Below are 24,912 nucleotides of genomic sequence, written 5' to 3'. Positions count from 1 at the left end.
TTGGGCAATTCCGATTAACGGAACTGCTCCAGGAAACGCAGGTCGTTTTCAAAGAACTGACGCAGATCCTTCACGCCATAGCGCAGCATGGCGAAACGTTCAACGCCCATACCGAAGGCATAGCCGGTGTACTTGTTGGGGTCGATGCCGGAAGCTTCAAATACTTTCGGGTGCACCATGCCGCAACCCAGTACTTCCAGCCACTTGATAGAACCGTCTTCATTACGGCCCCACTCAATATCCACCTCGGCAGACGGCTCGGTGAACGGGAAGTAAGACGGACGGAAACGCACCGCCAGATCATCACGTTCGAAGAACACCCGCAGGAAGTCAGACAGTACGCTCTTCAGATCTGCAAAGCTGGCCTTCTCTGCCACATACAGACCTTCTACCTGATGGAACATCGGGCTGTGGGTCTGGTCGGAGTCGCAGCGGTATACCTTGCCCGGGCAGACAACGGCAATCGGCGGGTTCTTGCTCTCAGCCGCAAAGCGCTCCATGGTCCGCACCTGTACCGGAGAGGTATGGGTACGCAGCACAGTGGTGGCGTCGAAGTAGAAAGTATCGTGCATCGCACGCGCCGGGTGGTGACCCGGAATATTCAGGGCTTCGAAGTTGTGGTAGTCATCTTCGATTTCCGGACCGTCTTCCACCTGGAAGCCGATGGTCTGGAAGTATTCAGTGATGCGTTCCATGGTGCGGGTCACCGGGTGCACGCTACCCAGCTCCTGACCACGACCCGGCAGGGTCACGTCAATGGATTCAGCCGCCAGCTTGGCTTCCAGCGCGGCAGATTCCAGTGCTTCACGGCGGGCATTGATTGCCTGCTGCACCTGCTGCTTGGCTTCATTAATACGCTGGCCGGCAGCCGGGCGCTCTTCTGCGCTCAGTTTGCCCAGGGATTTAAGCTGTGCTGTCAGCTCGCCTTTTTTACCCAGGTAACGAACCCGGACTTCGTCCAGGCCACTTGCATCCGTGGCTGCTTCTACTTCAGCCAGGGCGGCAGACGTCAGGGATTGCAGATGCTCCATGAACTCGCTCTGATTTTAAATGCGGGGTGAAAAGACCGGCGGCAGCGGATTTCATGCCTGCACGGCATGAGCTGCAGGGGTCTCGATAAAACCGGTAAGTCTAACGGCTTGGGGGGCTGATGAACAGTGCCTCAATGACTCCTGACGCCTCAAGCTGCAAATAACCATACCGATAAAAGATTGGAGTTCCCTGTATCACATTCCCTGAAGGCCACCCGTGAGGATCATGACATTGGAAAAGCTCAAGTCTTTTGGTATCGCAGCAGGTTGCGCACTCAGCCTGCTGATTCTTCAAACAGCCCAGGCAGAAGAAGTTTGCAGCGGTGAGAACGCAGCCTGTCAAACAATGCAAATTGCCGGCCTGTGGGATAAGGCAAAGAAAAAAGCAGAAGATGCCAAGCGTAAGGCTCGGGAGATAAAGGAAGGAGCTGAAGGCAGAGTCTCCGGATTATCATCTGAAGACGGCCATTCAGTCGATGAATTACCGGCATCCTATGAGTGCCACTCCGATGAAGCTTGTGAGCGTATCGGAATAGACGAAGATATCAAAATCTGTACCCGTGATGGTGAGTGTTACGGTGACAGGATTAATGAAGAGTTTAACGAAGAGCTGGATGACAACACTGACGATAACAGCTCTGACGATAACAACCCGTCAGATGACAATCCTTTCTCTTCTGAAGAGGATAATGAATCCGACGTAGCCGGCCCTTCCTGTGACCGTAGTGGCAATTGCACCAACAATGTAGATGAGGAAGATTTGGATGGTGGACCTGGTTCCCTGCCACCCAAGGAAGATGATGAAGAAAAACTGTCAGACAAAGTCGCTGCATGGGAAGCAGAACAGGAGCGGGTAAACCAGGTTGAAGAAAGCCAGAGAGCTATTCGCAGACAGATCTGCTCTGAAGTAGCTGAAGACGGTTCCTGTGAGCTGGAAGGTATAATGATCAAATCTCAAAAAGTGGCGGATCGTCATATCTATACCTTTGTCACCCATCCTTACGGCAGTGTGCATGTTGCCGTGCCGGAATCAGAACTGGTGGCATCGGGTACTGCCAGCCTGTTTGAAGCCGCAGACTTTGTAAAAGCCCGTGTTGTTTTTGATGTAAACGGCTGGGATCTGAATATGATGATCCTGAGAGGAGTAGAGCCTCTGCAGTAATATCTACTTCAATAGCCGTAATGCTGCCGGGTGTATTTCCGGCAGCATTAACTCATCACCTGAGCAGTTTGGCCAAGGTTTCAGAATAAGCCTCAAATAACGGTACAGAACAGCCTTCCCTTTTCCCGTCATCATCATACTGTCTTACTCTTATAACTGCCTCCAGATTATCCTGCTGTTCAAATGCTCCGATCTCCTCACAGCTCATGGCTCCTCCCTGCAGCTTTAAAGTATGTTTAGAGGCCGAAGATAGCTTGCTGTAATATTCGGAGTTGATAGCACACAAATAGCGCTTGGCGGCTACATGCAACCTTATTGGGGTAACTACCTGACGGGAAAACCAGGGCGCCAGAAAATCAGCACCTGTACTTTGATGATAAGCATCCTTACCTTCCAGCATTTGCAGATTATCTCTCTGGCGCGGTAACAAGTGCCCGATATCATGTAATAACGCTGCAGCAATAATTTCATCCGGCTCACCAGCCTGTTTTGCCAGCCAGGCACACTGCAACATATGCTCGGCAATAGATATGTTTTCTCCCAGATAGGTTGCCTGCCCCTGCTGTTCAAACATGTCACTGATTTGATCAATAATATCAACCGACTGAGACATTGTTGTTATTCCCCGTATTGCCTGCGCAGGGTGTATAGCGTGCTGTAAAGTCCATCCAGATCACTGTAGGCCCCCTGCAAATGACGTTCGCCTTTTTCCTCATAAGGATAACGGCCGTGCATGACACGGGTGTTATCAAACACAATCAATTCACCCGGTTGCAGCTTGAAACAACACTTCAGTGATTCATCCTGCAGACATTCAGCCCAGGCCCGGCATGCCGGGTAGAAACACTGCTGCATTTCATACGTCATTTGACGGGTGTTAATGGAACGATTGTTATAGCGCACCCGGCAGATATCCCCTTGAGCTGAAGTTTCAATCAGCTTCACACTGGCTGTCAGGGCAGTTTCGGTATCCTGATAATCAAATGACACTTCATGGCGGGTCAGAACATCAAAGGCCTCCGGGTTTGTATCCCGTAGCAAAGCCGCTGCACGGAATCCATCCAGCAAAAATGTGTCACCACCGGTTGCTGTATTTTGCAGACAATGCAACAACTGTATGGTCGGAACAGGATCACGATAAGGATTATCGGTATGAGCCCCCAGCCCGCGGCGGGTAAAGGCCTGATTGGCCGGATCAATCCGGCTGCGAACATCAAACAGCGCACCGTAGTTGGTTTCGCGCACAAAACCGAATGCGTTGATAACCTTGATTACTTCCCCACTCTCACAAGGCACATCTTTCAGCTTAAATACACCGGATAATCGAAAACGCTCCAGCGCCTCCAGTTTGGTTTCGGGGTTTTCCATAAATGACGGGTAAGACCAGACCGGTAGCGCTGTCATATCTGCAGCGGACCATAACTGTTTCCGGCACTCACTCCGGTCACTGATAACCGGCCGACTTCGTCCTTTCAGCGCAGCGAGAGGAAAACAAATCCGGTAATTGTCAGGACCAAACATTAAATGAAGTTGGTCGGGTTCGGTGCTGACATCAAGCAGTGAGCTGGTCGTCGGAATATCCAGCAGACTATACGCCTTTTGCCCACTGTCATATCCCGCATTCGGGGCGTTATCCCGCAGCCAGTCGCAGGTGAAGTCATCCTGACTGCCATCCTGCCACCACAATGAGAGTCTGTGCGGTTGATACTGCATTTTCTCAAGCACGGTATTCCCAAGCATAGCGCTGCACCTTCAATAAACAGTAAGGCCACAGGAAAATGTCTGTAAATGTAGTCAAGAAATTCAGGGTTAAAGCAGCATTTTATTCCGCGTCTACAGAAGTATCCCGATAACCGCCCGGATCTTTCCAGCGCAAGTCATAGACTTTATCCAACGCCGGCCAGTAGCTTTCCGGTAACTCCGGTGATCCGGTCAGGCGTGCAAGATGACTCATATAGGTGATTTGTTTTTCCTTATAGCACAGTGCATCCGGGTCTAATTCAGGATTACTGCCACCACTGCGTTTCAGCATTTCATCTCTTGCCGGAAGTGTCGCCTTGCCTGACAGAACCTGAGCAACATAACGCGCCTGAAACTCAGCCATCGGGAAAGGAATAACCTTTCGCTGAACCGTCAGAATGGATAGCGACGGGTACTCAATACAGAAAAGATCCAAATACAGTGGCGCAAGAATATTTGCACGACATGTAATGCCTAACCGGTCCAGCTGCAGAAACGGGTAGTCATATTCATAACCGGTACAAAGAATAATGGAATCGACATCCTCAAGAACATCTCCACTCTCAAGTAGCAGCTGTGAACCGTTGCAGCCAGTTACCAAAGGAATACGGATAACATTTTTATTATTTCCATAACGGGAGCCTACAGCCGTTTCAGAGCGATTCATGCCTTTGGTTCGTGCGGCAACATAAACTTGCTCAGCCACATCACCCACAGCCAGGCTGATATCTTCACCGGACGAACCTAAACCAATTACCAATACTCGTTGCCCTGCAAAAGGTTCTGGAGAGCGGTACTGAATACTGTGCAACAACGTACCTTCAAAAGTTTTCAGACCGGGAATATCCGGCCAGTGTGGTTTGCTGAAATGGCCACTGCAGATAACAACCGCATCATAAAAAAACGTTTCTGTTTTCTGCTCTGTACTGACCTTGATTTTCCAACGATCACTCTCAAGCGGTGTAATCTGATCAACCTTGCAGCCAAAACGTATTCTCTCGTTTAACTGGAAGTCATCACTGAACCGTTGCAGATAATCCTGAACCGCCTGATACGCCGGAAAACAGCGTACCGGTTTGCCCGGTTCGGTAAAGTCCTGCTGATAAACCCGAAAACCCATCATCCAGGCCGGAATATTGGTGCGCAGGCTTTGATACATGGGAGACAACGGTAAACTGGAACAGGTTCGAATATCCATCGGCCCATCCCATTGTTCATAGCGCCAGACACCACCGACACCTTCACGCTGTTCAAATACCGTAACCTGATGCCCTTCTGCCAGCAGTTCACGGGCAGCAATCAGGCCGGACGCCCCTGCGCCAATTACAGCGACATTCTTGTTGTTCTCACTCATATCTCGGCAACCCTGATATACCTGATACAAAACTGCCGCTCATATAGAGCGGCAGTTCAGTCAAATATAATACAGGGACAGCAGTCAGGCTTATTTCAGTGCCTGAAGGGTAGCCACCAGCAGCTTCCAGAAAGATTCAACACTGGGAATATGAATCTTTTCATCCGGAGAGTGCGGGAACTCAATGGTCGGGCCAAAGGAGATCATATCCATACCGGGACGGGCAGCACCCAGCAGACCACATTCCAGCGCCGCATGAATAACTTCAACACCCGGCTTGTCACCGTTCAGTTTTTCATACTGCTCTGCCATCAGATCCAGAATGGCGGACTTTGGCTCCGGCTTCCAGCCCGGGAAAAAGCCGCTGCGCTTGACTTCCGCACCGGTCATTTCAAATACGCCGGCTACATTTTCCACCAGATCCTTAACCGCAGAATCCACCAGACTGCGGGCAAAGCAGTTAATCAGCAGCTGGCCGTTTTCGATGCGCAGTACACCCAAGTTATTGGAGGTTTCTACCACCCCGTCAAAATGGTCACTATAGCGGAACACACCGTTATGACAGGCATGGAGTGCTTTCAGCCATAGTTGCTGTTCTGCCAAAGCCATAACAGTCACCGGCATTTCAGTTTCTTCCAGCTTGAAGCGGAAATCAGGCTCAACCGCATTCAACTCCAGCGTCAGCTCAGCCACAATCGCATCGAAGGCTGCAGTAAACGCTTCATACTGCGCTTCAGGCAGTACAATCAACGCTCCGGCGCTGCGTGGAATGGCGTTATCGACAGAGCCGCCATTGAACAGATTGAGACGGATATCAAACTTCTGCAGTGACTTCAGTACACGCGCCATCAGTTTGATGGAGTTGCCTCGCTGCAGATGAACATCACAACCGGAATGGCCGCCTTTCAAACCGGATAGCGCCAGCTTGACCGCCTGATAACCCGCCGGTACAGGTTCAGTGCGATACTGATGATCCACCTCGACATTCATGCCACCAGCACAGCCGACATAGAGCTTGTCGTTCTCTTCGGTGTCTAGGTTCAGCAGGATATCGCCCTGAATCATCGCAGGATCAATACCTTCAGCTCCGGCCAGTGTGGTTTCTTCCTCAATGGTAAACAGTGCTTCAACCGGACCGTGCTCAATCGTGTCGCTGTCCAGCACTGCCAGTGCCGCAGCAACACCGATACCGTTGTCAGCACCCAGCGTAGTGTTATCCGCTTTCAGCCAGTCACCGTGGGGAACCAGGGTAATCGGATCGGTCAGAAAATCGTGGTCACTGTCGTCACCCTTCTGCGGCACCATATCCAGATGGCCCTGCATAGTGACAACCGGGCAGCCTTCACGACCAGCCGTTGCCGGTTTGCGCACCACAATATTACCGGTCTGGTCTTCTTTCCACTCCAGCCCCTTGCTCTCAGCAAAGCCGATAATATGCTCTTTCAGCTGCTGCTCATGCCCGGAAGGACGCGGAATTTCACTGATCGCCAGAAAGTGTTGCCATACAGGCAGGGAAGAAGCATTTTCAGGGACAAAAGATAACGATTTCACTGCGGGTATTCCTGTAACCGTTACAAGTTTCGGGCTGTATAAGCAAACTCCCGATATCGGGATACCATTCGAGATACATGCTTATAGCGTCTAGGTTATGACAGCGCTTGGTCCTATGGCTAAAAGGCCAGACAACGGCCTCCTAAAATATTGACTGCATGCAGCAACCAATAGCAATGGTGCGCTTTATAATTAAAGACAACATGCCTGAATTTGACTGCCGACATACTGATTTCAGTCATATTTTAAACGACTACATTCCACCAAGATTTGCCCTGAGGTATGACCGAATTGGCATGCGCAACAGAAGTCACATAGGTACTCCGAATATTGCGTAATTCGTTTCACCACTCAGATAGCCTACAAACGTTCTCCTTTGTTCGATCTCAGCCTGACACTTTTCATAAACTGAGTCGGTCCTGGTATGTTCGTAACACCCGGTATTCATCGTAAATGTATTTTCATCGGGAGGTTCAATCCCGAGAATCATGCATGCTCTTTGGCAACGCCCTTTTTGAGCCAATGAGGTTACATCAGGCAAGCCTTTGCCTGGGTCAATCCATGAAAGCTCTATACTCCGATCAATATAAATCAGTGGATTTTTAATTTTTATTGCAAGAACATAGTTTTTTGTTTTTTTTACGCCATTTTTCAACAAAGGCTTTTTTTCATCATTGGAAGAATCAGTGACTACATGCTGGTCAACTTCAGGAACATATAAGAGCGTAACAGATTTCCCTAATGCATCTTGTGTCTGCTCCAAATCATACAATACAGTTCCCAGCATTTTGATATTACCTGTCATCTCGCAGATAACATGACCGGAGACGGTACTCAATTTATTATAAACGTTCTCGCAACGATCGGACTTCAACATTCTAACAAGTCCGATAACTACTGAAACTAAGCAAGGCTTTGCTCCTACATCCTCATCATGAACGATTGTTGTATGAAAGAACTCTCTTCCTGATGCCCTGCGAATATCAAGCTGACAGGAAGATATAAAAGGAAACCCTTCTTCTATAAATTCATTATTGCTATCTATAACAAGATAACTATCAAGACAAGGAAGCCAACAAAAAGGCCAGCAGCCATAGCAGCATACATTCTCAATCTGATAAGAAATAGAACCCAAATAACTTCCGCTATTCCTTTTCACTTGAAACGTCCACGAATGCGCCAAAGCACAGGAGCTATTAATCAGGAGAAAAAAACCAGAAAAGAACAACAACGCGGTAGAGATGCCTAACTTATCGAATATGCCATTTAGGATACAGCGCATACATTTCTCTCCATAAAGGTAGCCATATAACTCAATCAATATAGAAGCAATGCACTGTATTGGTTATCAGACTCCGCGAATAGAAATGTGTTTAAAGGTTATGTTCTTGTAATAAAAAAGGCAGCCGGCAACCGGCTGCCTTTTTATATCCGCGACAAAGCTGTAGCTATCAGATGGCCACTGTCGCCTTATTCAACCACTCCAGATCATCACCTTCCAGCACAGAGGAAAGTTCGGACTGCACCTTGGCATGGTAAGTGTTCAGCCACTCAACCTCTTCCGCAGTCAGCATCTCACGCACCAGCGGACGGGTATCGATCGGTGCCAGGGTCAGATCACGCAGCTTGTAGAATTCACCGAATTCAGTCTCGATATCCTTCTCTACCAGCATGATGTTTTCGATCCGGATACCGTGCTTGCCACCGCGGTACATGCCCGGCTCGTTGGTGATCAGCATACCCGGCAGGAGCGGTTCATCAATCCAGCGCGGGCTGACACTCTGCGGGCCTTCGTGAACATTCATAAAGTAGCCGACACCGTGGCCGGTACCGTGGTTGTAGTTCTGACCCAGCGCCCAGGCCGGCTGACGAGCCAGCATATCCAGCTGAATACCGCGGGTACCGCGCAGGAAGCGGGCACGTGCCAGATTAATATGACACTTCAGCACCAGGGTGTAGTCCCGCATCTCTTCTTCGGTCATTTCGCCGCAGGCAAAGGTACGGGTAATATCGGTGGTGCCATCCGGGTACTGGGCGCCGGAGTCAACCAGTAGCAGACCTTTCGGTTCTACCCTAGAGTTGGTCTCTTCGCTGGCACCGTAGTGAATAATGGCACCGTGACCGGCATAACCAGCGATGGTACGGAAGCTCGGGCCCTTGAATTCAGCAGATTCGGCTCGGAAGCTTTCCAGCTTCTGTTCCAGACCCAGTTCGGTCACTTCACCGGTCGGAATAGCCTGTTCCAGCCAGCGCATAAAGCGAACAACGGCAGCACCGTCACGACGGTGGCAGGTTTCCATATGAGCAACTTCAGCAGCGCTCTTCACTGCTTTCAGATGCTTGGCCGGGCATGGGCCTTCGATCACGGAAACAGAAGCCGGAATCGCATCAACCAGATGCTGGCAGGTTGTCGCCTGATCAACCAGCAGGGTTGTTTCTGCCAGCTGAGCCAGTGCAGCGGTTACTGCTTCATAAGGCTTGAGTTCGATACCGGATGCCTTAACCGCTTCCAGCGCTTCAGCTTCAATACGGCTGTCGTTTACAAACAGCTGTACGGACTGGGGTGATACCAGCGCATAAGCCAGGAATACCGGGTTGCATTCAACATCGGAACCGCGCAGGTTAAACAGCCAGCCGATATCATCCAGCGTCGTTACCAGACCGTGTTCGGCACCGGCCTGTTGTAGCTTGCTGCGCACGTCGGCCAGTTTGGCTTCGCGGGTTGTGCCTGCCATTTCATCGCTGTGCAGGAATACCGGTTCCGCCGGCATGGCCGGACGGTCTTCCCAGATCTGCTCCAGCAGGTCGGCATCAGTGCTCAGTTGCAGCTGCTTTGGGCCAAAGGCATTTTTCAGCTCACGGGTTTTGGCTAGAGACATCACTTTGCCATCAAAGCCGACAACCTGACCATTATCCAGCTGCTCCAGCAGCCACTGGCTGATGGAAGGAACACCCGGCTCGCCATCACGCATCAGTTCAATGCCGCTGCCTTCCAGCTCTTCGCCGGCCTGCAGGAAGTAACGTCCGTCAGTCCACAGTGCGGCCTGCTCCTGCAGTACCACTACAGTACCCGCAGAACCGGTAAAACCGGACAGCCACGCGCGACCACTCCAGTGGTCAGCAGCATATTCACTTTCGTGGGGATCAGAGCTCGGGATAATCCAGGCATGAATATTCCGGCTTTTCATTGCGGCCTGCAGCGCGGCAAGCTTGTCAGTGGTCTTCATCGCTTTTGACGGTCCCTTTATCACATCAAAGGATTCATGTTTTCAACGGTCTGAGACTATAACGCCGGTACAGGGATATTCGAAAGGTTTTACGGTAAATAACTGCACAAACATTGATCTTTGTTGAAATTGACGCCGCAACACCCAGTGTTCACGTCAGTTCAGTCTGTACTGCCGAAAAATCACCTACAGAAATAACCAGATCTCAGTCAGAGACACTATGGGTTAACGCCCTGACGCAAATCCTTTAGAATCGGCCCTCTTGTTTACTGGTAAATACCCCAATGCAGGTCATTATAAATAGCAAAGCGGTAACACTACCCGACTCGGCCCCCGTCAGCCTGATGCTGGAAACCCTTCAGACCGCTCAGGAAGGTGTTGCTGTTGCAGTGAATCAAGCCATTGTCAGCCGCTCGGAGTGGAGTGACTATATTTTATCGGAAGGTGATCAGGTGATGCTGATCAAAGCCACTGCCGGAGGATAAAACGGACTTTCTGTTTGATCTCCTGCCTACCTCTTAAGTACAAGAATTATATTGAGTCCCATGCTGACTATTGCAAACCAGACCTTCTCCTCCCGCCTGTTTCTCGGAACCGGTAAATTTCGTAACCGCCAGACCATGCTGCAGGCGCTGGAAGCGTCGGCTTCGGAACTGGTCACGCTGGCATTACGCCGGGTTGACCTGAACCGGGATGAAGACGATATTTATACCCCACTGAAAGCCAGTCAGGTTAATCTGCTGCCCAACACTTCCGGCGCCCGTAATGCCGAAGAAGCCGTGTTTGCTGCCCGCCTTGCCCGTGAAGCGATGCAGACACCCTGGGTCAAACTGGAAATCCATCCGGACAGCCGTCACCTGATGCCTGATCCGGTAGAAACCCTGAAAGCGGCCGAGATGCTGGTAAAAGAAGGCTTTATCGTCATGCCTTATGTGCATGCCGACCCGGTACTGTGCAAGCGACTGGAAGAAGCGGGCTGTGCAGTTGTTATGCCTCTGGCGGCACCGATTGGCAGCAACCTGGGACTCAGTGCCCGTGACTTTATTCAGCTTATAATTGACCAGAGCCGTATTCCGGTCGTAGTGGATGCGGGTATCGGCAAACCCTCTGACGCCATGCTGGCCATGGAAATGGGCGCAGATGCGGTACTGGTCAACACAGCCATTGCAACTGCCGGCGATCCGGTGAAAATGGCCAACGCCTTCCGCCAATCGGTTATTGCCGGCCGTGAAGCATACGAGGCCGGTCTGCCCGGTAAAAAATATACACCCCAGGCTGAAGCCAGCAGTCCCTTAACCAGCTTTCTGGATGAGCCGGCATGAGTTTCCATGATGTATACAATCAGCTAAATCCTGACCAGCTAAGGCTGGAAATCAACAGCAAACAACAGTCCGATGTGGAAGTTGCCCTGGCCAAAACAAAGCTGGATATCAACGATTTCCAGGCTTTAATTTCTCCTGCTGCAGCGCCTTATCTTGAAACCATGGCCCGCCGTAGCCAGCAGCTGACCCGGCAGCGGTTTGGCAATACCATGCAGCTTTATATTCCGCTGTACTTATCGAACAAATGCACTAATATCTGCACTTACTGCGGATTCAGTCTGGGTAACAAGATTCGACGCAAAACCCTGTCGATGGAAGAACTCGATCAGGAAATTGCAGCGATCAAAGCCATGGGGTTTGAGCATATCCTGATTGTTACCGGCGAGGCCGACGGCACCGTGGGTATGGATTACTTCCGCGAGGTTATGCCTCATCTGCGCAAGCACTTTGCCCATATCAGCTTTGAAGTACAGCCGCTGGATCAGGCTGATTACGAAGAGTTGATTGAGCTCGGTCTGAATGCGGTGCTGGTTTATCAGGAAACTTATCAGCGGGAACCCTATGCCAGGTTCCACCTGCGCGGCAGCAAACAGGACTTTGATTATCGGCTGGATACCGCTGACCGGTTAGGTAAAGCCGGGGTCGAAAAAATCGGTATCGGTTCACTGCTGGGATTGGATGAATGGCGGCTGGACAACCTCTATACCGCATTTCATCTGGATTATCTGGAAAAGACTTACTGGCGTACTCGCTACTCTCTGTCAGTTCCGAGGCTGCGCCCCTGTGAAGGCTCATTCTCGCCGGAGCATCCGGTAAGTGAACGACAATTGTTACAACTGATCTGCGCCTGGCGGCTGTTCAAGCCGGAACTGGAAATATCTCTTTCCACCCGCGAATCCGCACGTTTCAGGGATAATGTCATGTCTCTTGGTGTGACTACCATGAGCGCCTGGTCCAGCACTCACCCTGGTGGTTATGCCAATCGTGACGAGTCGCTGGAACAGTTCAGCATTGATGACAATCGTCGTCCGGATGAAGTCGCTGTGGCTATTCGTGAAAAAGGACTGGAGCCGGTGTGGAAAGACTGGGATACAAGCCTTTCTGCTTAAGGTAGCCTCCCGCCACCCGATAATCGTCTATGCTGCTCTTAAAAAAACAAGGGCATATGATGGATCTCTGGTGGCGGCTGATTGGTGTCTTGTTTTTTTGTGCCGGCCTGTCTCACGCAGGCAGTAATTTCGGCATTCCTTCAGATCATTCAGGCGAGTTTTATTGTTGCGTTAACGATAAAAATGAACCAAATCCGTTTCTGACAAGAAATAAACAGTGCGTCCATATCTGGATGCACCTCAAGATTGAATCACAACCTGATAAAAATGAATTTCTTTTGCAGCGTATGTTTTTTCTCTGCAAAACAGATTACAGGCGTGGTAACAGTATTGACCGGGCCCTCCTTGGCGAGCTGTCACAGCTTCTTGACGAAGATCGCTCAGCAACAACAGCCGTAAGCCTTGAAACATACATTCTTGACCAGCATGGATATATCAAGCGATTCAATATCCATAGCAGAAAAGATCACACAAACGAACCATTAAACAAGCTGGTTTGTATACCGGAGCATGACTACCAACTGCTTGTCAGTAGTCGAAGTAAAATTGCCAGAACCGCTAATGCTGGATTTTTGAATATCAGTGGAAAAAATATAATACCTGCACTTTTTTTACCTATAGCCACTCCTCCCGATTTCTCATATACAGCGTGTTATGAACCTCTGCATGACAGTTACTATTATGAATTTAACCGCAGTGGTGCAAGTGGTTATAACCGTACACTGCCCGTCAGATTATTTCCTAATTATGTTGAGCTGGAGCTCAGAGGGATAATGAAAGTCAGGTTTTTTCGGGATACATCCATCCCCGGATTACCTGAAAAAATATGCTTATCCCTCCCTCTTTCAAGCCTTCCCCGAATGGTTCAGTCAAGTCATCAGGGTGCCCACTTCAGAGAAGAGCTGGATCTGACATTAAAAATCAAATCTCCAGATACGACACAAAAAACAACTTGTCTAACCTCAGGTGCCAGTTCTTCTTCCTCTACAGCATCCTTTCCCGGTTCCTCACCTTCTGGACGAAAGAAAAAAAAGGGACAGATATCACATAGCTCTCATGCTCATATTTCTACTGTTTCGCTGGAACATGAAATAAGCGAGCAAATGGGACCAGCAGAAATCAGCCAGGTAATCGATGATTTAACTCGCCTCACAGCTATGGACTCAAAGCATTGCGTCATGACTTATGGACATGTAGAGATGAGCCGATTTATTCGGCTGTACTATCGCGGCCTGCAACCATCTGAAAGAGGACACGTCCGGGATTACGCCAATCGACTGATTTGCCGGGGAATGCCACATCCAGTCGAGGATGTTGACTATATGGCATTCACTCAGGATTTGACGACCTTCCGTAAAGAGTACGACGTATTGATTCAGTTCATGGATCACTCGAACAATAACCAGTTTATCAAGCATTGCGCCAAGTGTTATCAAGTCTTATCGAAAGACAAAACAGAACAAGCATGTGAGAAAGTCAGAGAGACTCTTTCTGTAAATAACCACTCCGATATGGTAACCGCAATGGAAACCCTTGGCAGTGTTTGCCAGCACCATAAAAAAACACTTCCTGAAGAAGCCAGATTGCTTATCATGACAACGCTGGATGAAGGTTTTGAGCCGCTTGTTCGCCTGCTGGAATCGAAAGATCATGACTGTATCAGCCAGCGACTTCCGGTACGACTTGCCTGGGGACTTATTCGCTGCTGGATAATAACGCCGGGAAACATAATCCAACCCCATACCAGGGTTTGCAAAACATCCCTTCTGCCCTGCCTGACGAGTGCCTACAGCAACTATCTGACTTACCTGAAACAGACCCTTGACCAGGGGAAAACGATCAACAAGAAAGAAGTTGAGTTCTGCATAAAATGCCTATCCGTCGCCAAAGAAGGTGTATGGGTCCAACACCAGCAAGGAGCTGCCATAAATAGTCTGCTGGCAGAAGCCGGGGCACTTTTAGAGCCCCATCACAACAGCAAAACAGACTGGCCTGAACTCACAACCAACTCACCGCCACAGCCCAGTGCACAGCATAAACCTGAGTTCAATGTAGTAGCGCCAGCCGCACAACCTGACACGGATGAAAATTCGCTCGTTCATGTCCAGTCAAGACACTTTAAAGCGTTGTTACAGTGTGAGACACCTTTAGAAGATCCGCGGCTGCCTCTGTTACCGGAATCGGTAGCAAATATAAAAGAACTGCATACTCATACCACTGAATTAGCCGAATCGTTCAGGGAGTATACAGACCTCCTTATCAAAAGATTTCCACCAGATTTACACACCCGCCCACTGAGCTACCTCAAACTCTGCAGAAGCAAACTCAAACATTTAGCAAAACTTGAAATCAGTCATCCATTGCTCACTGACCAAATCAGGATGGTAAATGCGTGTATCTTTGTTGCAAATATAGAACAAGCCACTCGCACTCACAGAGCAGCACAAATTACTTTCCTGTCTTACATTGAGAATAAATGGGATGTGACTTGTAGCGTTCTGGGAGAGACAGCCAAAAACCACTTGATAACACTTGCCGTTGAGGCAGTCACTCAAAATATTGTCAGAATCAACGCTATGCTTGCCGAGAAAAGAGATCTGGCTGATGCACACTCTGAGCGAATTCAAGTGATTCGATTTTTAAAAAAACACACCGCTGTTCAGGCTGACGCTCGTGTTACCCAGTCCACGGCAGACCTCGATAGGACAATAAAACAAAATGCTGTAACCTCTGCCTCATGGTATATTACTCATTCCATCACCCCTCGTTCTCTTTTTACCTTGAGTCCAGAGTTTTCAGTTGATGCTGTTCAAAAGGCCTGTCAGCACTTTGAATATTTTGACAAAGCGGTACAAATTCATCTAGGTAGCGCATTTCATCATCTGCTCTTCTACAACTGGAGTTCTTTCCTTGAACAGCCTGAGCTCATATTGCCCCTGTTAAATTATCCTACAATTAAAAGTAGTGGTGCAGGCGATCTTCTACGACAGTTTGAAACTGCATTACGACACCATACCGGAATATGGGATGTCGACTTTTCAGAGCCTGTAATAGAGAACATTCTTTTAACATTATTCAATCCAGAGCCCCTGGATGCTCCCAGGTTGACGCTCTATGGCAGCCAGCTGCACTGTGCACTTATCTCTTGTATATACCATTTAAAATCATCCGATATACCGATCACACCCAGTGACTTTGACATCCTGTATGACAGAGAACGGCTCTACGATGTACTCGCTTTAATTGTAAGATCTCTTTCGATATCAGCGCCGCCCATCAAAAAGCTTCAGGAAGTGGTCGAGATTCACAGCTCTCCCGGCAAGCTGACTGATTCTCAGCGGGAAAAAAAGATTGATTTAGGCCATTACCTAATGTGCGTCCATGTAAAAGGCTATGATTTGGGTAATATACGCCGCAGCCTTTCTGTGACCATTTACCATAACGATGGAACAGGCCGTATTTGTAAAATTGACCTGATACCGTATTCAGCAACAGAACTGCCGACAGATGAAGCCTGCTGTTTCTTTACCACTAAGACATGGAACAGCCGGCATGTTCAGGGTGCTTACTTCCCGTTTATCAGAGGTATTGGTATTGAAGATTTGTTTCACCGGTTATCACTGGGTTTTGATGCAGCCCAATCAATGACGGGAGTTAAAAGTAAACAGCGGGAGCGTTTCAGGAAGTCTGCAGAGCAGCTCGAGTGCTGGTTAAAGTGCGAAAGAACGAGTCCGAGACTGAAAAAATACAGTGCTGAAGCACCTTATTTACTCGATAAGTTGCAACACCAGCGTGACTGGATGACGAAGATGTTTGAGGAGGAGAAAGCACAGGAAAAAGCCAAACTCTCTGCACTAGCTCCACTTCCGGCGAAAACCGCCACTACAGCAACTCCGTTCAAGGCTGAGTAGTTATTTTCTGATCACTGCCATGGTCAGACGAGAAATGCATACCAGCTTTCCTCTCTCATCTGTAATCCGGATTTCCCAAATCTGGGAACTGCGGCCAAGGTGAACCGCTTTGGCGATACCGGTAACCAGGCCATTGGTCACTGAACGAATATGGTTGGCATTAATTTCCTGTCCTACACAGTAAGCACCCGGCTCTACAGCCATATTAGCCGCCATGCTGCCGAGCGTTTCAGCCAGCGCAACAGATGCCCCGCCGTGCAACAATCCCATCGGCTGATGAGTACGTTTATCTACCGGCATGGTTCCGGTCAGATAATCATCTCCGATCTCGGTTATTTTCATCCCCAGATGATCACACAAGGTGTTTTTCATACTTTTTTCTGAGGATTCCACTGAAACTTCGCGCTTCCAGATCGACATCATGTCCTACCTTTCTGATTCATTATTGATGCACTTGCTTCAGTGCAGAAACCACCATACAGCACCACTCTGCAGGCAAACAACCCGACACGGGGAGACTATAAAACAGTTGGGAGGCCTTACCTTTTCCCGCCCGGCTTTAACGTACTGACTTCAGATTACCGCCTGCATTAAAGCCTGAAAATAATTTATCAAGTTTAACAAACACTTAACTCAGGATAACTCATGACAAATTTATTACATTTTTTCTTCTATGCAGACTGTATCACTCTGATCTTTCACATTGCAGTGAAAGTCAGGGGTTGACCGAATAATAATTAAAAAAACCGGAGAACCGTCTGGTGTTAAAACAAAAAATCAAAAATGTTGTAACGATTGTATCACTCACTCTGGCGATATCTCTTCCCGTCGCAGAAACAGCATCAGCTAAAGACAGCTTTATTCTGGCTCAGTCTTATCCAACTGATCACATTTTTCACGCATCATCCGAAAAATTCATGGAGGCACTGAAACAACAAAACTCAAAACTGAATGTTGAGTATCACCCAGGGGGAGATCTGGGTGACTGGGCATCGCAGTTTGAGCAGGCAATGCATGGTTCCATCCCGATGACATTGTCATTCGGGGCATCAGAGTTTGATCGCCGACTCGACCTGAGCTGGCTGGGATACGTGGTTGATGACTGGGAATCTGCACGCAAGGCATATGGTCCGAATGGTCCGATGCTGGATGTGTATAACAAAATTCTGGCAGACCTTGATCTTGTTGCACTTGGCATGATTCCGACCGGCTTTGGCTCCATTGCCATTCGAAAGGGCGTTGGAAAGGTACCAACTCAGTTCCCGGAAGATGCCAAAGGTATCAAAATGCGCGTGGTTCCTTCACCGCTGGGGGTTAATCGTTTCAAAACCTGGGGATTCTCGGCCGTACCAATGCCCTATGGTGAGCTTTACACCGGCCTGCAGTTAGGTGCTGTCGACGGTCGCTCTTTTGGCCCGGCCGTTGAAATATGGCAGATGCGGGATGTACTCGAAACCTATGTACTGACACAGGATTACTTCGAACATGCCTTCTGGCTGGTCAACAAAGACTGGTTTGACAACCTGCCCTCGGAAGAGAGAGCTAAGGTAAAAGCTGCTGCAGACAAGGCTCTGGAGTGGACCTGGGCCGAAGCTGAAAACATTGATAAAAGCTATCTGAATAAAGTAAAGGAAGCCGGAATCAATGTCGTTGAACTGTCAGACAGTGAACTGAATAATGCCAAACAGCTGCTCTACAAGAATGAGTGGACATCTATGGAAAAAGTCATCGGTCCTGAATTGATGGCAACAGTCAAAAATGTTGCAGGCGTCAACTAAAACCACTCGATTCTGGCGAGGCGGCACTTCAATTTTTTGAAGTGCCGCGATTTACGCACTCAGGAGATTAGCTGATGTCCTTATCAAGTCTAGAAAACACAACCCGAATACATTCAGGATTTATTTCGAAGTCAGAAATTCTTATTGATTTCATCCTCAGATCATTGATGATTCTGGCCGCTATCTCTCTTGCGTCCCTTATGTTTGCCCAGGTCATCATGCGATACATGCTGGATTCTCCATTTGCAGGTATTGAAGAGGTCACCATTCTGTTTGGTGTCTGGATTTACTTTTTGGGCATGGGATACGCCTCAAAACAAAAAGAACACATAACGGGAGGTATTGTAAGTCTGCTGATTTCAGATCCGTTCAAGCTGTACTTGATCAAGCTTGGGCGCTCTGCGATATGCATTGTAGCGACCATAATATTTGGCTACTTCGCCTGTAAATACGCATTTTTTGTTATCGAAAAAGGACGTTCAAGCATCTACTTGCAGTGGCCTAAAGGGCTATGGAGCGGCAGCATGATCCTTGGTTTTCTTATGATGACTGGCTATTTTCTGATCGATACCGTCAGGGAATACAGAACTCTGAAAAACCTGAAAACACCTGCACTTGAACAATCAAAATAAATACAGGCAGATGTAATGACTCTTTTTCTTCTGACCATGTTAATTGTGGTCGTCTTATTATTGCTGGAAGTTCCGGTCGCATTTTCTTTTGGTATCGGAGCACTGTTGTTTACATGGCTGACAGGGAACGATATTTCATTTCTCATTCCTCATGGATTTAAAACCGCAAGTGGATTTGCCCTGCTGGCCTTACCTTTGTTTATTTATGCCGGAATACTCATGGCAGAAGGGGGGATTTCAAACAGACTTCTAAATTTTGTCAATGCGTTTGTAGGTCGAATAAAAGGCGGCCTGGGGGCTGTAACCGTTCTCACCTGTGCCCTTTTTGGTGCAATTTCCGGCAGTTCCTCAGCGGCTATTGCAGCAATCGGGCAGATCATGATCCCGAGAATGGTCAAAGAAGGTTATCCACAGGGGCATGCAACGGCACTCGTCGCCTGCTCATCCGTGCTGGCCTTAATGATCCCCCCCAGCATTCCGATGATTGTCTTCGCAATAACGGGTGGATTATCAGTAGGCGCAGCCTTTCTCTCCACCATAATACCCGGAATTTTGCTGACCCTGATCTACTGTGGTCTCAACTTCTGGTTTCTCCGAAATAACACTGATATCAAAGTTGATCCGCCCCTACCATTCAAGGGTGTGGTCAAAGAAATATCAACAACCGGCTATCGTGCCTTTTTTGCACTGCTGATGCCCTTGATTATCCTGGGGGCTATTTATGGCGGTATTGCAACACCGACTGAAGCAGCAGCAATTGCTGTCATTTACGCGATCCCTGTAGGCCTGTTTGTTTACAAAGGTTTGTCTTTCAAAACGCTCGGCACAGCTACTGTGCGTGCAGTCACAATGACCGGATCCATTATGGCGGTGCTGTTTTTTCTGTTCATTATGAGTCGTGCCATGATTCTTGAACAGATTCCAAAAGAGCTGGCTGAAGCCCTGTTGGAATTATCCAGCAACAAGTATGTGATTCTGCTGTTAATCAATGTTCTGCTGTTACTTATCGGTATGATTGTTGATGATATTTCAGGTAGCGTACTGGCTGCTGTTATCTTTTTACCAGTGATTCAACAACTGGGAATCCACCCCATTCACTTTGCTGCCATTGTCGGTGTCAATCTGGGCCTTGGCAATGTTTCACCACCCTGCGCGCCCATGCTGTATATGGCCGGTGGAGTCAGCAAATTACCCTTGAATAAATACCTGAAACCCACCTTGAAACTGCTCTGTTTCGGTCATTTACCCATGGTACTGATCGTTACATTCATACCTGAGCTTTCTCTGTATCTGCCCGGACTGGTACTGGGTATTGAATAAAAAGTCCTATCACCTGGAGAAAAACAACAATGATTATTGGTGTACCCAAAGAAATTAAAAACCACGAATACCGTGTTGGTTTGACCCCGACTTCCGTAAAAGAGTTGACGGCCCACGGCCATCAGGTTGTTTTGGAAACCAGTGCGGGTGATGGCATCGGCTTCTCTGACGAGCAGTATATTGCTGCCGGAGCAGTGATTCTCGCTACAGCAGATGAGGTTTTTGCTGAAGCCGAAATGATTGTTAAGGTAAAAGAGCCTCTCGCCGTAGAAAGACAGCGATTAAAGCCACACCACACCCTGTTTACATATCTTCATCTTGCTCCGGATGTTGCCCAGACAGATGACCTGATTAAATCCGGCGCAACCTGTATCGCTTATGAAACCGTTACTGACGATTCGGGTCGATTACCGCTGCTGGCCCCCATGTCAGAAGTCGCAGGTCGAATGTCGATTCAGGCCGGGGCAGCTTGCCTGGAAAAATCCCGCCAGGGCAGAGGTGTACTGTTAGGTGGCGTTCCCGGTGTCGAAGCAGCGAAAGTCACTATTATCGGAGGTGGTGTAGTGGGTGCCAATGCAGCTGCCATGGCCGTTGGTATGGGTGCCGACGTGACTATTCTTGATCGCTCTGTGGAAGTGCTGAAAAAACTCGATCAGCAATACGGAAACAAGATCAAGACAATTTACTCCACCGGACAGTCGGTAGAAAAGTATGTGCTTGAGGCCGACCTTGTTATTGGTGGTGTATTGATACCGGGTGCAGCCGCTCCCAAGCTGATCACTAAGGAAATGATTGCTGCCATGAAGCCTGGTTCAGCTATTGTAGACGTCGCCATAGATCAGGGTGGTTGCGCTGAAACCGCCAGGGCAACGACTCATGCTGATCCTACCTATATAGTGGACGACGTTGTGCACTACTGTGTTGCCAATATGCCTGGAGCAGTGGCACGCACATCAGCGATGGCACTTAACAATGCAACCCTGCCGTATGTTCTGGAACTGGCAACCAAAGGCACTCGCAGTGCACTCATGGAAAATAAACATTTGTTAAATGGACTGAATGTCTGCAAAGGTGTTTTGACCTGTGAAAGTGTTGCTGCCGCACAAAACAAGCCTTATGTACCAGCAACCGAGATGATACAGGAAATCTGACCCATATCCGATGCAGGCAGGGCAACAGCCCTACCTGCTGTTCTTATCCAGCAACAAGTCCATAAAAGTATCCTGAACCAGATTTTTCCTTGCCGTTTTACTGGTTATGGCCGAAAAATTTGTCGTGTAGTGATATTTGTCAGCTTCCAGCGCAAACATTCTTTTTTCTCTGACCCACTGATCGGCAAAGTGCTCAGGTAAAAAACCCAGGTACTTTCCTGTCAAAACAAGAAATGCGATACCTTCACGATCTGTTGCTGTCGCACTGGCTTTAAAATTTTGATAAAGCGTTTTTATGGCAGCAGACTGGGCATATGCAGGCACGACCGTATCCTGCTTGGATGTTTGAATACGGGCACTTTGCTCATCAAGACCGGCAAGCGGGTGGAGATCAGAACAATAGAGGAAAGATTTTTCTTTATACAAATGGTGATATTCAAGCCCTGACAGGTGACGTATGTCCGGAACAACACCAACATGCAGCTGGCCTGACAAAACAGCACGCTCGATGTCATTGGGAGGAATCATTCTGATGTTGACAGTTACATCCGGTCCGGTTTCTTTTAGTTGTGCCAGAGCATGGGTAATCAGCATATGTGGGATCGTAACCAGATTATCGGTGATACCGATATTCAGCTCTCCCTTGAGAGCGGCATGGAGACTGTTGACCCGGGTTCTGAAGTTTTCGATAGCAGAGAGCAATTCAAGGGTGTATTCATAAACATCATGCCCCTCATCTGTCAGTGAAAATCCTGACCGCCCTCTATGACAAAGTTTGAAACCCAACCGGGTTTCCAGACTGGATATAGCAATACTGATGGCGGAACGCGTGATATTCAGATCAACTTCAGCAGCCGAGAAGCCACCACACTCCACAACCGTTCTATAGATTCTCAGAATTCGCAGATCGGCATCACCAAGCTGGCCTCTGAATTCCTTGCTACTTCTCATATTAGTTAAACAATTAATTAAATATACTTAATTCATATTCAATTTAAATTAACCTTATTTCTATCTAGAGTCCATTCAAAATACCTGTTTTTTGAACGGAGCCCGCAATGAATACTGCCTTATCCATACCTGGTCTGGCCTGCTCTGTAATGGCATCAATACTTTTTGGCATTGCCCCATGGTATATCCAGCAGCTTGGCATGGATGGCTATTCTGTATTCTGGAATCGCATCATCTTTACTGCCTTGATTTTGGCTTTTATCGTTTTAGCTTGTCGCCAGTGGAACAAAGTGACAGAAGCCTTCAAGTCAGTAAAAGTTTTACTGCTACTGACTCTGGGAGCCCTGCTTGCGGGTATTCAGTGGTGGCTTTTTGTCTGGGCACCACTACAGGGACAAACCAAGGAACTTTCCCTCGGGTACTTCCTGTTACCCTTAACACTGGTATTAACGGGCAAGGTTGTCTATGGCGAGTCGATCAGCAGAAATCAGCAGTTTGCACTCTTTCTGGCCATTCAGGGAGTTCTCATTGAAGTATTTAAATACGGAAGCCTGTCCTGGGTGACAATGGCGGTAGCCGGCCTGTATCCCTTTTACTTTATTGTCAGAAAAAAAGCTGCGATATCACCATTGGCAGGTAACTTCATCGAAACACTGATCTATCTCCCGGCCGGTATTGGTATTCTGTTACTGTCCGATGGCTTAACAAAAGCACCACTATCATCATGGCAAGGCTGGGCAATGCTTATCGGCCTGGGTGGATTATTTGCAGCATCGATGTTGTTTTATCTCATGGCTTCCAGCAGATTATCCATAACCCTTTTCGGGTTATTAGGTTATCTTGAGCCGGCAGTGCTGTTTCTGATTGCAGTGTTCGTCTTTCACGAGCCGTTCAGCAGTGATCAATATCTATCTTACGGATTGATATGGGGAGCAGTGGGGCTGACTTGCGCCGAGTCGATCATCGCAATCCGAAACCAGGCAGCATCCAATAACCCCTGAAGCAATTAAACCTGAAGCAATTAACGACTAACAATTAAAGCGTCGTATGGATTTTGTTCTGTACGACGCTTTTTCCATCTTCAGTCACATAGAAAGCATTTATCAAGCGAGTCGCTGAATTAAATTCAGTCTAAATGAAGAAGCTAACATTAGTTAACTATTTACTTAATTTAAATTTAATATCTCAAAATTTAATTAAACATATAGCTCAGGCACAGTGACCCCAAGGCTAAGGCAAGCCCATGCCACGAAAATAATAAAAATGTAACCCGCAGCGGTTATGTAAAGGAGTTGCGAATGCCTCACCCGCAATCATTAGAGCAGTTAATGTCTGACCCTGATTATTTAGGTACCCACTGGATGGCATTCAGTGGAAACAGAGAATTCAAAAAGAATCCACGTATCATTGTTTCAGCCCAGGGTAATTACTATACAGATATTGACGGCCGTAAAATATTTGATGGCCTTTCCGGCTTGTGGACCTGCGGAGCAGGACACAGCAGGCCAGAGATCACTGAAGCAGTTTCCAGCCAGATTAAAAAACTGGACTACTCCCCGGCTTTTCAGTTTGCTCATCCACTATCGTTTGAGCTGGCCAATAGAATAAAGAAAATAACCCCCACCGGGCTTGATCACGTTTTTTTTACCGGTTCTGGTTCCGAGTCAGCAGAAACATCCCTGAAAATAGCCCGTGCCTATTGGCGCAAAAAAGGAATACCTTCCAAGACCAAGCTTATTGGCCGGAGCAAGGGATATCACGGTGTTAACTTTGGAGGCATCAGTGTTGGAGGCATTGGACCAAACCGTTCCCTGTTTGGTCAGGCAGTCGATGCAGATCATCTCCCCCATACCGTTCTGAAAGAAAATGCCTTTCAAAAGGGAATGCCTGAGTACGGGGCTCATTTGGCTGATGAGCTGCTGGAACAGATTGCCCTTCATGACGCAGCCAATATAGCGGCTGTAATAGTAGAACCTCTGGCGGGCTCTGCTGGCGTACTTCCTCCTCCGGCAGGTTACCTGAATCGACTGCGAGAGATTTGTGATCAGCACCAGATTTTATTAATTTTTGATGAGGTGATTACAGGTTTTGGTCGCATGGGTGCCAATACCGGCGCAGAAGCTTTCGGGGTAACACCGGACATCATGGGTATGGCCAAACAGTTGACCAATGGCACCGTGCCGATGGGAGCAGTGGTAGTCCAAAGTGAAATATACGACTGTTTCATGGAACAGGGGGGACCTGACTACATGCTGGAACTACCTCACGGCTATACCTATTCAGCACACCCGGTTTCCTGTGCTGCAGCTCTGGCGACCCTTGATATCCTTGAGAAAGATCAACTGATTCAGCGAGTTGCTGATATCAGTCCGCTGTTTGAGGAAGCGATACACAGTCTGAAAGGTCTGGATAAAATCACAGACATTCGTAACTACGGCCTGGCAGGTGCGATGACTATTGCAGCCGCTCCGGGTGAACCCGCTTTAAGACCCTACCAGATTGCCATGAGCATGTGGCAAAAGGGTTTCTACGTCAGATATGGCGGAGACACCATCCAACTGGGATTACCGTTCACTACGGAGCCCGAAGAAATTGACAGCCTGATCAATGCTTTGGGCGAATCCATTCAGCAACTCTGATTGATTATCAACTCAAAACAACAAACAGACTGCT

At 48.3% G+C, this 24,912-nt stretch carries 20 protein-coding genes; 11 read left to right on the top strand and 9 right to left on the bottom strand.

The window, feature by feature from the left end; translation table 11 throughout:
• Positions 1 to 14: 14 nt before the first annotated feature.
• Positions 15 to 1,031 carry a phenylalanine--tRNA ligase subunit alpha gene (gene pheS / locus ACYZZ0_RS20625; RefSeq protein ID WP_461538553.1) on the bottom strand — a complete coding sequence of 339 codons (1,017 nt, stop codon included), beginning with the start codon at positions 1,029 to 1,031 and terminating at the stop codon, positions 15 to 17.
• 226 nt (positions 1,032 to 1,257) lie between these two features.
• On the opposite strand from pheS, the gene ACYZZ0_RS20620 reads away from it, so the two are divergent.
• Entirely contained in the window at positions 1,258 to 2,193 is a 936-nt protein-coding gene (locus ACYZZ0_RS20620; RefSeq protein ID WP_461538552.1) for a hypothetical protein, read from the top strand.
• A 55-nt stretch (positions 2,194 to 2,248) separates the two neighbouring features.
• Here the strand turns inward: ACYZZ0_RS20620 and ACYZZ0_RS20615 are convergent, their stop codons facing one another.
• The 6 genes from ACYZZ0_RS20615 to ACYZZ0_RS20590 form a co-directional block, all read right to left on the bottom strand.
• Positions 2,249 to 2,806, bottom strand: coding sequence for an HD domain-containing protein (locus ACYZZ0_RS20615; protein WP_461538551.1), 558 nt, complete (start codon positions 2,804 to 2,806; stop codon positions 2,249 to 2,251).
• A gap of 5 nt (positions 2,807 to 2,811) precedes the next feature.
• A complete protein-coding gene (locus ACYZZ0_RS20610; RefSeq protein ID WP_461538550.1) occupies positions 2,812 to 3,933 on the bottom strand; it encodes a TauD/TfdA family dioxygenase in 1,122 nt (373 codons plus the stop codon).
• 82 nt (positions 3,934 to 4,015) lie between these two features.
• Positions 4,016 to 5,287 (bottom strand): FAD-dependent oxidoreductase, encoded by a 1,272-nt coding sequence (locus ACYZZ0_RS20605; protein ID WP_461538549.1) that lies wholly within the window; start codon positions 5,285 to 5,287, stop codon positions 4,016 to 4,018.
• 90 nt (positions 5,288 to 5,377) lie between these two features.
• Positions 5,378 to 6,838, bottom strand: coding sequence for an aminoacyl-histidine dipeptidase (locus tag ACYZZ0_RS20600; RefSeq protein WP_461538548.1), 1,461 nt, complete (start codon positions 6,836 to 6,838; stop codon positions 5,378 to 5,380).
• A gap of 310 nt (positions 6,839 to 7,148) precedes the next feature.
• Positions 7,149 to 8,120 carry a hypothetical protein gene (locus tag ACYZZ0_RS20595; protein ID WP_461538547.1) on the bottom strand — a complete coding sequence of 324 codons (972 nt, stop codon included), beginning with the start codon at positions 8,118 to 8,120 and terminating at the stop codon, positions 7,149 to 7,151.
• Between the two features lie 169 nt (positions 8,121 to 8,289).
• Positions 8,290 to 10,089, bottom strand: coding sequence for an aminopeptidase P family protein (locus ACYZZ0_RS20590; protein WP_461538546.1), 1,800 nt, complete (start codon positions 10,087 to 10,089; stop codon positions 8,290 to 8,292).
• 260 nt (positions 10,090 to 10,349) lie between these two features.
• Here ACYZZ0_RS20590 and thiS point away from each other — a divergent pair, with 260 nt between their 5' ends.
• The 4 genes from thiS to ACYZZ0_RS20570 are packed head-to-tail and all read left to right on the top strand — an operon-like array spanning position 10,350 to position 16,407.
• On the top strand, positions 10,350 to 10,550 hold the full coding sequence (gene thiS, locus ACYZZ0_RS20585; RefSeq protein ID WP_461538545.1) for a sulfur carrier protein ThiS: 201 nt from the start codon (positions 10,350 to 10,352) through the stop codon (positions 10,548 to 10,550).
• A gap of 60 nt (positions 10,551 to 10,610) precedes the next feature.
• The gene (locus ACYZZ0_RS20580; protein WP_461538544.1) at positions 10,611 to 11,387 is read left to right on the top strand and encodes a thiazole synthase; all 777 of its coding nucleotides are present in this window, start codon (positions 10,611 to 10,613) and stop codon (positions 11,385 to 11,387) included.
• A complete protein-coding gene (gene thiH / locus ACYZZ0_RS20575; protein WP_461538543.1) occupies positions 11,384 to 12,496 on the top strand; it encodes a 2-iminoacetate synthase ThiH in 1,113 nt (370 codons plus the stop codon). Before ACYZZ0_RS20580 ends, thiH begins: the two co-directional genes overlap by 4 nt.
• A 56-nt stretch (positions 12,497 to 12,552) precedes the next feature.
• Entirely contained in the window at positions 12,553 to 16,407 is a 3,855-nt protein-coding gene (locus tag ACYZZ0_RS20570) for a hypothetical protein (RefSeq protein ID WP_461538542.1), read from the top strand.
• Here the strand turns inward: ACYZZ0_RS20570 and ACYZZ0_RS20565 are convergent, their stop codons facing one another.
• Positions 16,408 to 16,779, bottom strand: coding sequence for a hotdog fold thioesterase (locus ACYZZ0_RS20565; protein WP_461538541.1), 372 nt, complete (start codon positions 16,777 to 16,779; stop codon positions 16,408 to 16,410).
• A 389-nt stretch (positions 16,780 to 17,168) separates the two neighbouring features.
• Here ACYZZ0_RS20565 and dctP point away from each other — a divergent pair, with 389 nt between their 5' ends.
• From dctP to ald, 4 genes are all read left to right on the top strand, one after another.
• Positions 17,169 to 18,185 (top strand): TRAP transporter substrate-binding protein DctP, encoded by a 1,017-nt coding sequence (gene dctP / locus ACYZZ0_RS20560; protein ID WP_461538540.1) that lies wholly within the window; start codon positions 17,169 to 17,171, stop codon positions 18,183 to 18,185.
• A 74-nt stretch (positions 18,186 to 18,259) separates the two neighbouring features.
• Positions 18,260 to 18,817, top strand: coding sequence for a TRAP transporter small permease (locus ACYZZ0_RS20555; protein ID WP_461538539.1), 558 nt, complete (start codon positions 18,260 to 18,262; stop codon positions 18,815 to 18,817).
• 15 nt (positions 18,818 to 18,832) lie between these two features.
• Positions 18,833 to 20,137, top strand: a complete 1,305-nt coding sequence (locus ACYZZ0_RS20550) for a TRAP transporter large permease (RefSeq protein ID WP_461538538.1) — start codon at positions 18,833 to 18,835, stop codon at positions 20,135 to 20,137.
• 29 nt (positions 20,138 to 20,166) lie between these two features.
• Complete coding sequence (ald, locus tag ACYZZ0_RS20545) at positions 20,167 to 21,288, top strand: alanine dehydrogenase (protein WP_461538537.1); 1,122 nt, start codon at positions 20,167 to 20,169, stop codon at positions 21,286 to 21,288.
• 30 nt (positions 21,289 to 21,318) lie between these two features.
• Here the strand turns inward: ald and ACYZZ0_RS20540 are convergent, their stop codons facing one another.
• Positions 21,319 to 22,239: a LysR family transcriptional regulator gene (locus tag ACYZZ0_RS20540; protein WP_461538536.1), complete on the bottom strand. Its 921-nt coding sequence runs from the start codon at positions 22,237 to 22,239 to the stop codon at positions 21,319 to 21,321.
• Positions 22,240 to 22,346: 107 nt separating this feature from the next.
• Between ACYZZ0_RS20540 and rarD the strand changes: the two genes are divergently transcribed.
• Both rarD and aptA read left to right on the top strand, forming a co-directional pair.
• Positions 22,347 to 23,240, top strand: coding sequence for an EamA family transporter RarD (gene rarD / locus ACYZZ0_RS20535; RefSeq protein WP_461538535.1), 894 nt, complete (start codon positions 22,347 to 22,349; stop codon positions 23,238 to 23,240).
• Between the two features lie 297 nt (positions 23,241 to 23,537).
• The gene (gene aptA, locus ACYZZ0_RS20530) at positions 23,538 to 24,878 is read left to right on the top strand and encodes an omega-aminotransferase AptA (protein ID WP_461538534.1); all 1,341 of its coding nucleotides are present in this window, start codon (positions 23,538 to 23,540) and stop codon (positions 24,876 to 24,878) included.
• The last annotated feature ends 34 nt before the right edge of the window (positions 24,879 to 24,912 follow it).

This window comes from Spongorhabdus nitratireducens, from assembly GCA_947387575.1.
Classification (GTDB): domain Bacteria; phylum Pseudomonadota; class Gammaproteobacteria; order Pseudomonadales; family Endozoicomonadaceae; genus CANDOC01.
This window is presented reverse-complemented; position numbering and strand designations above follow the sequence as displayed.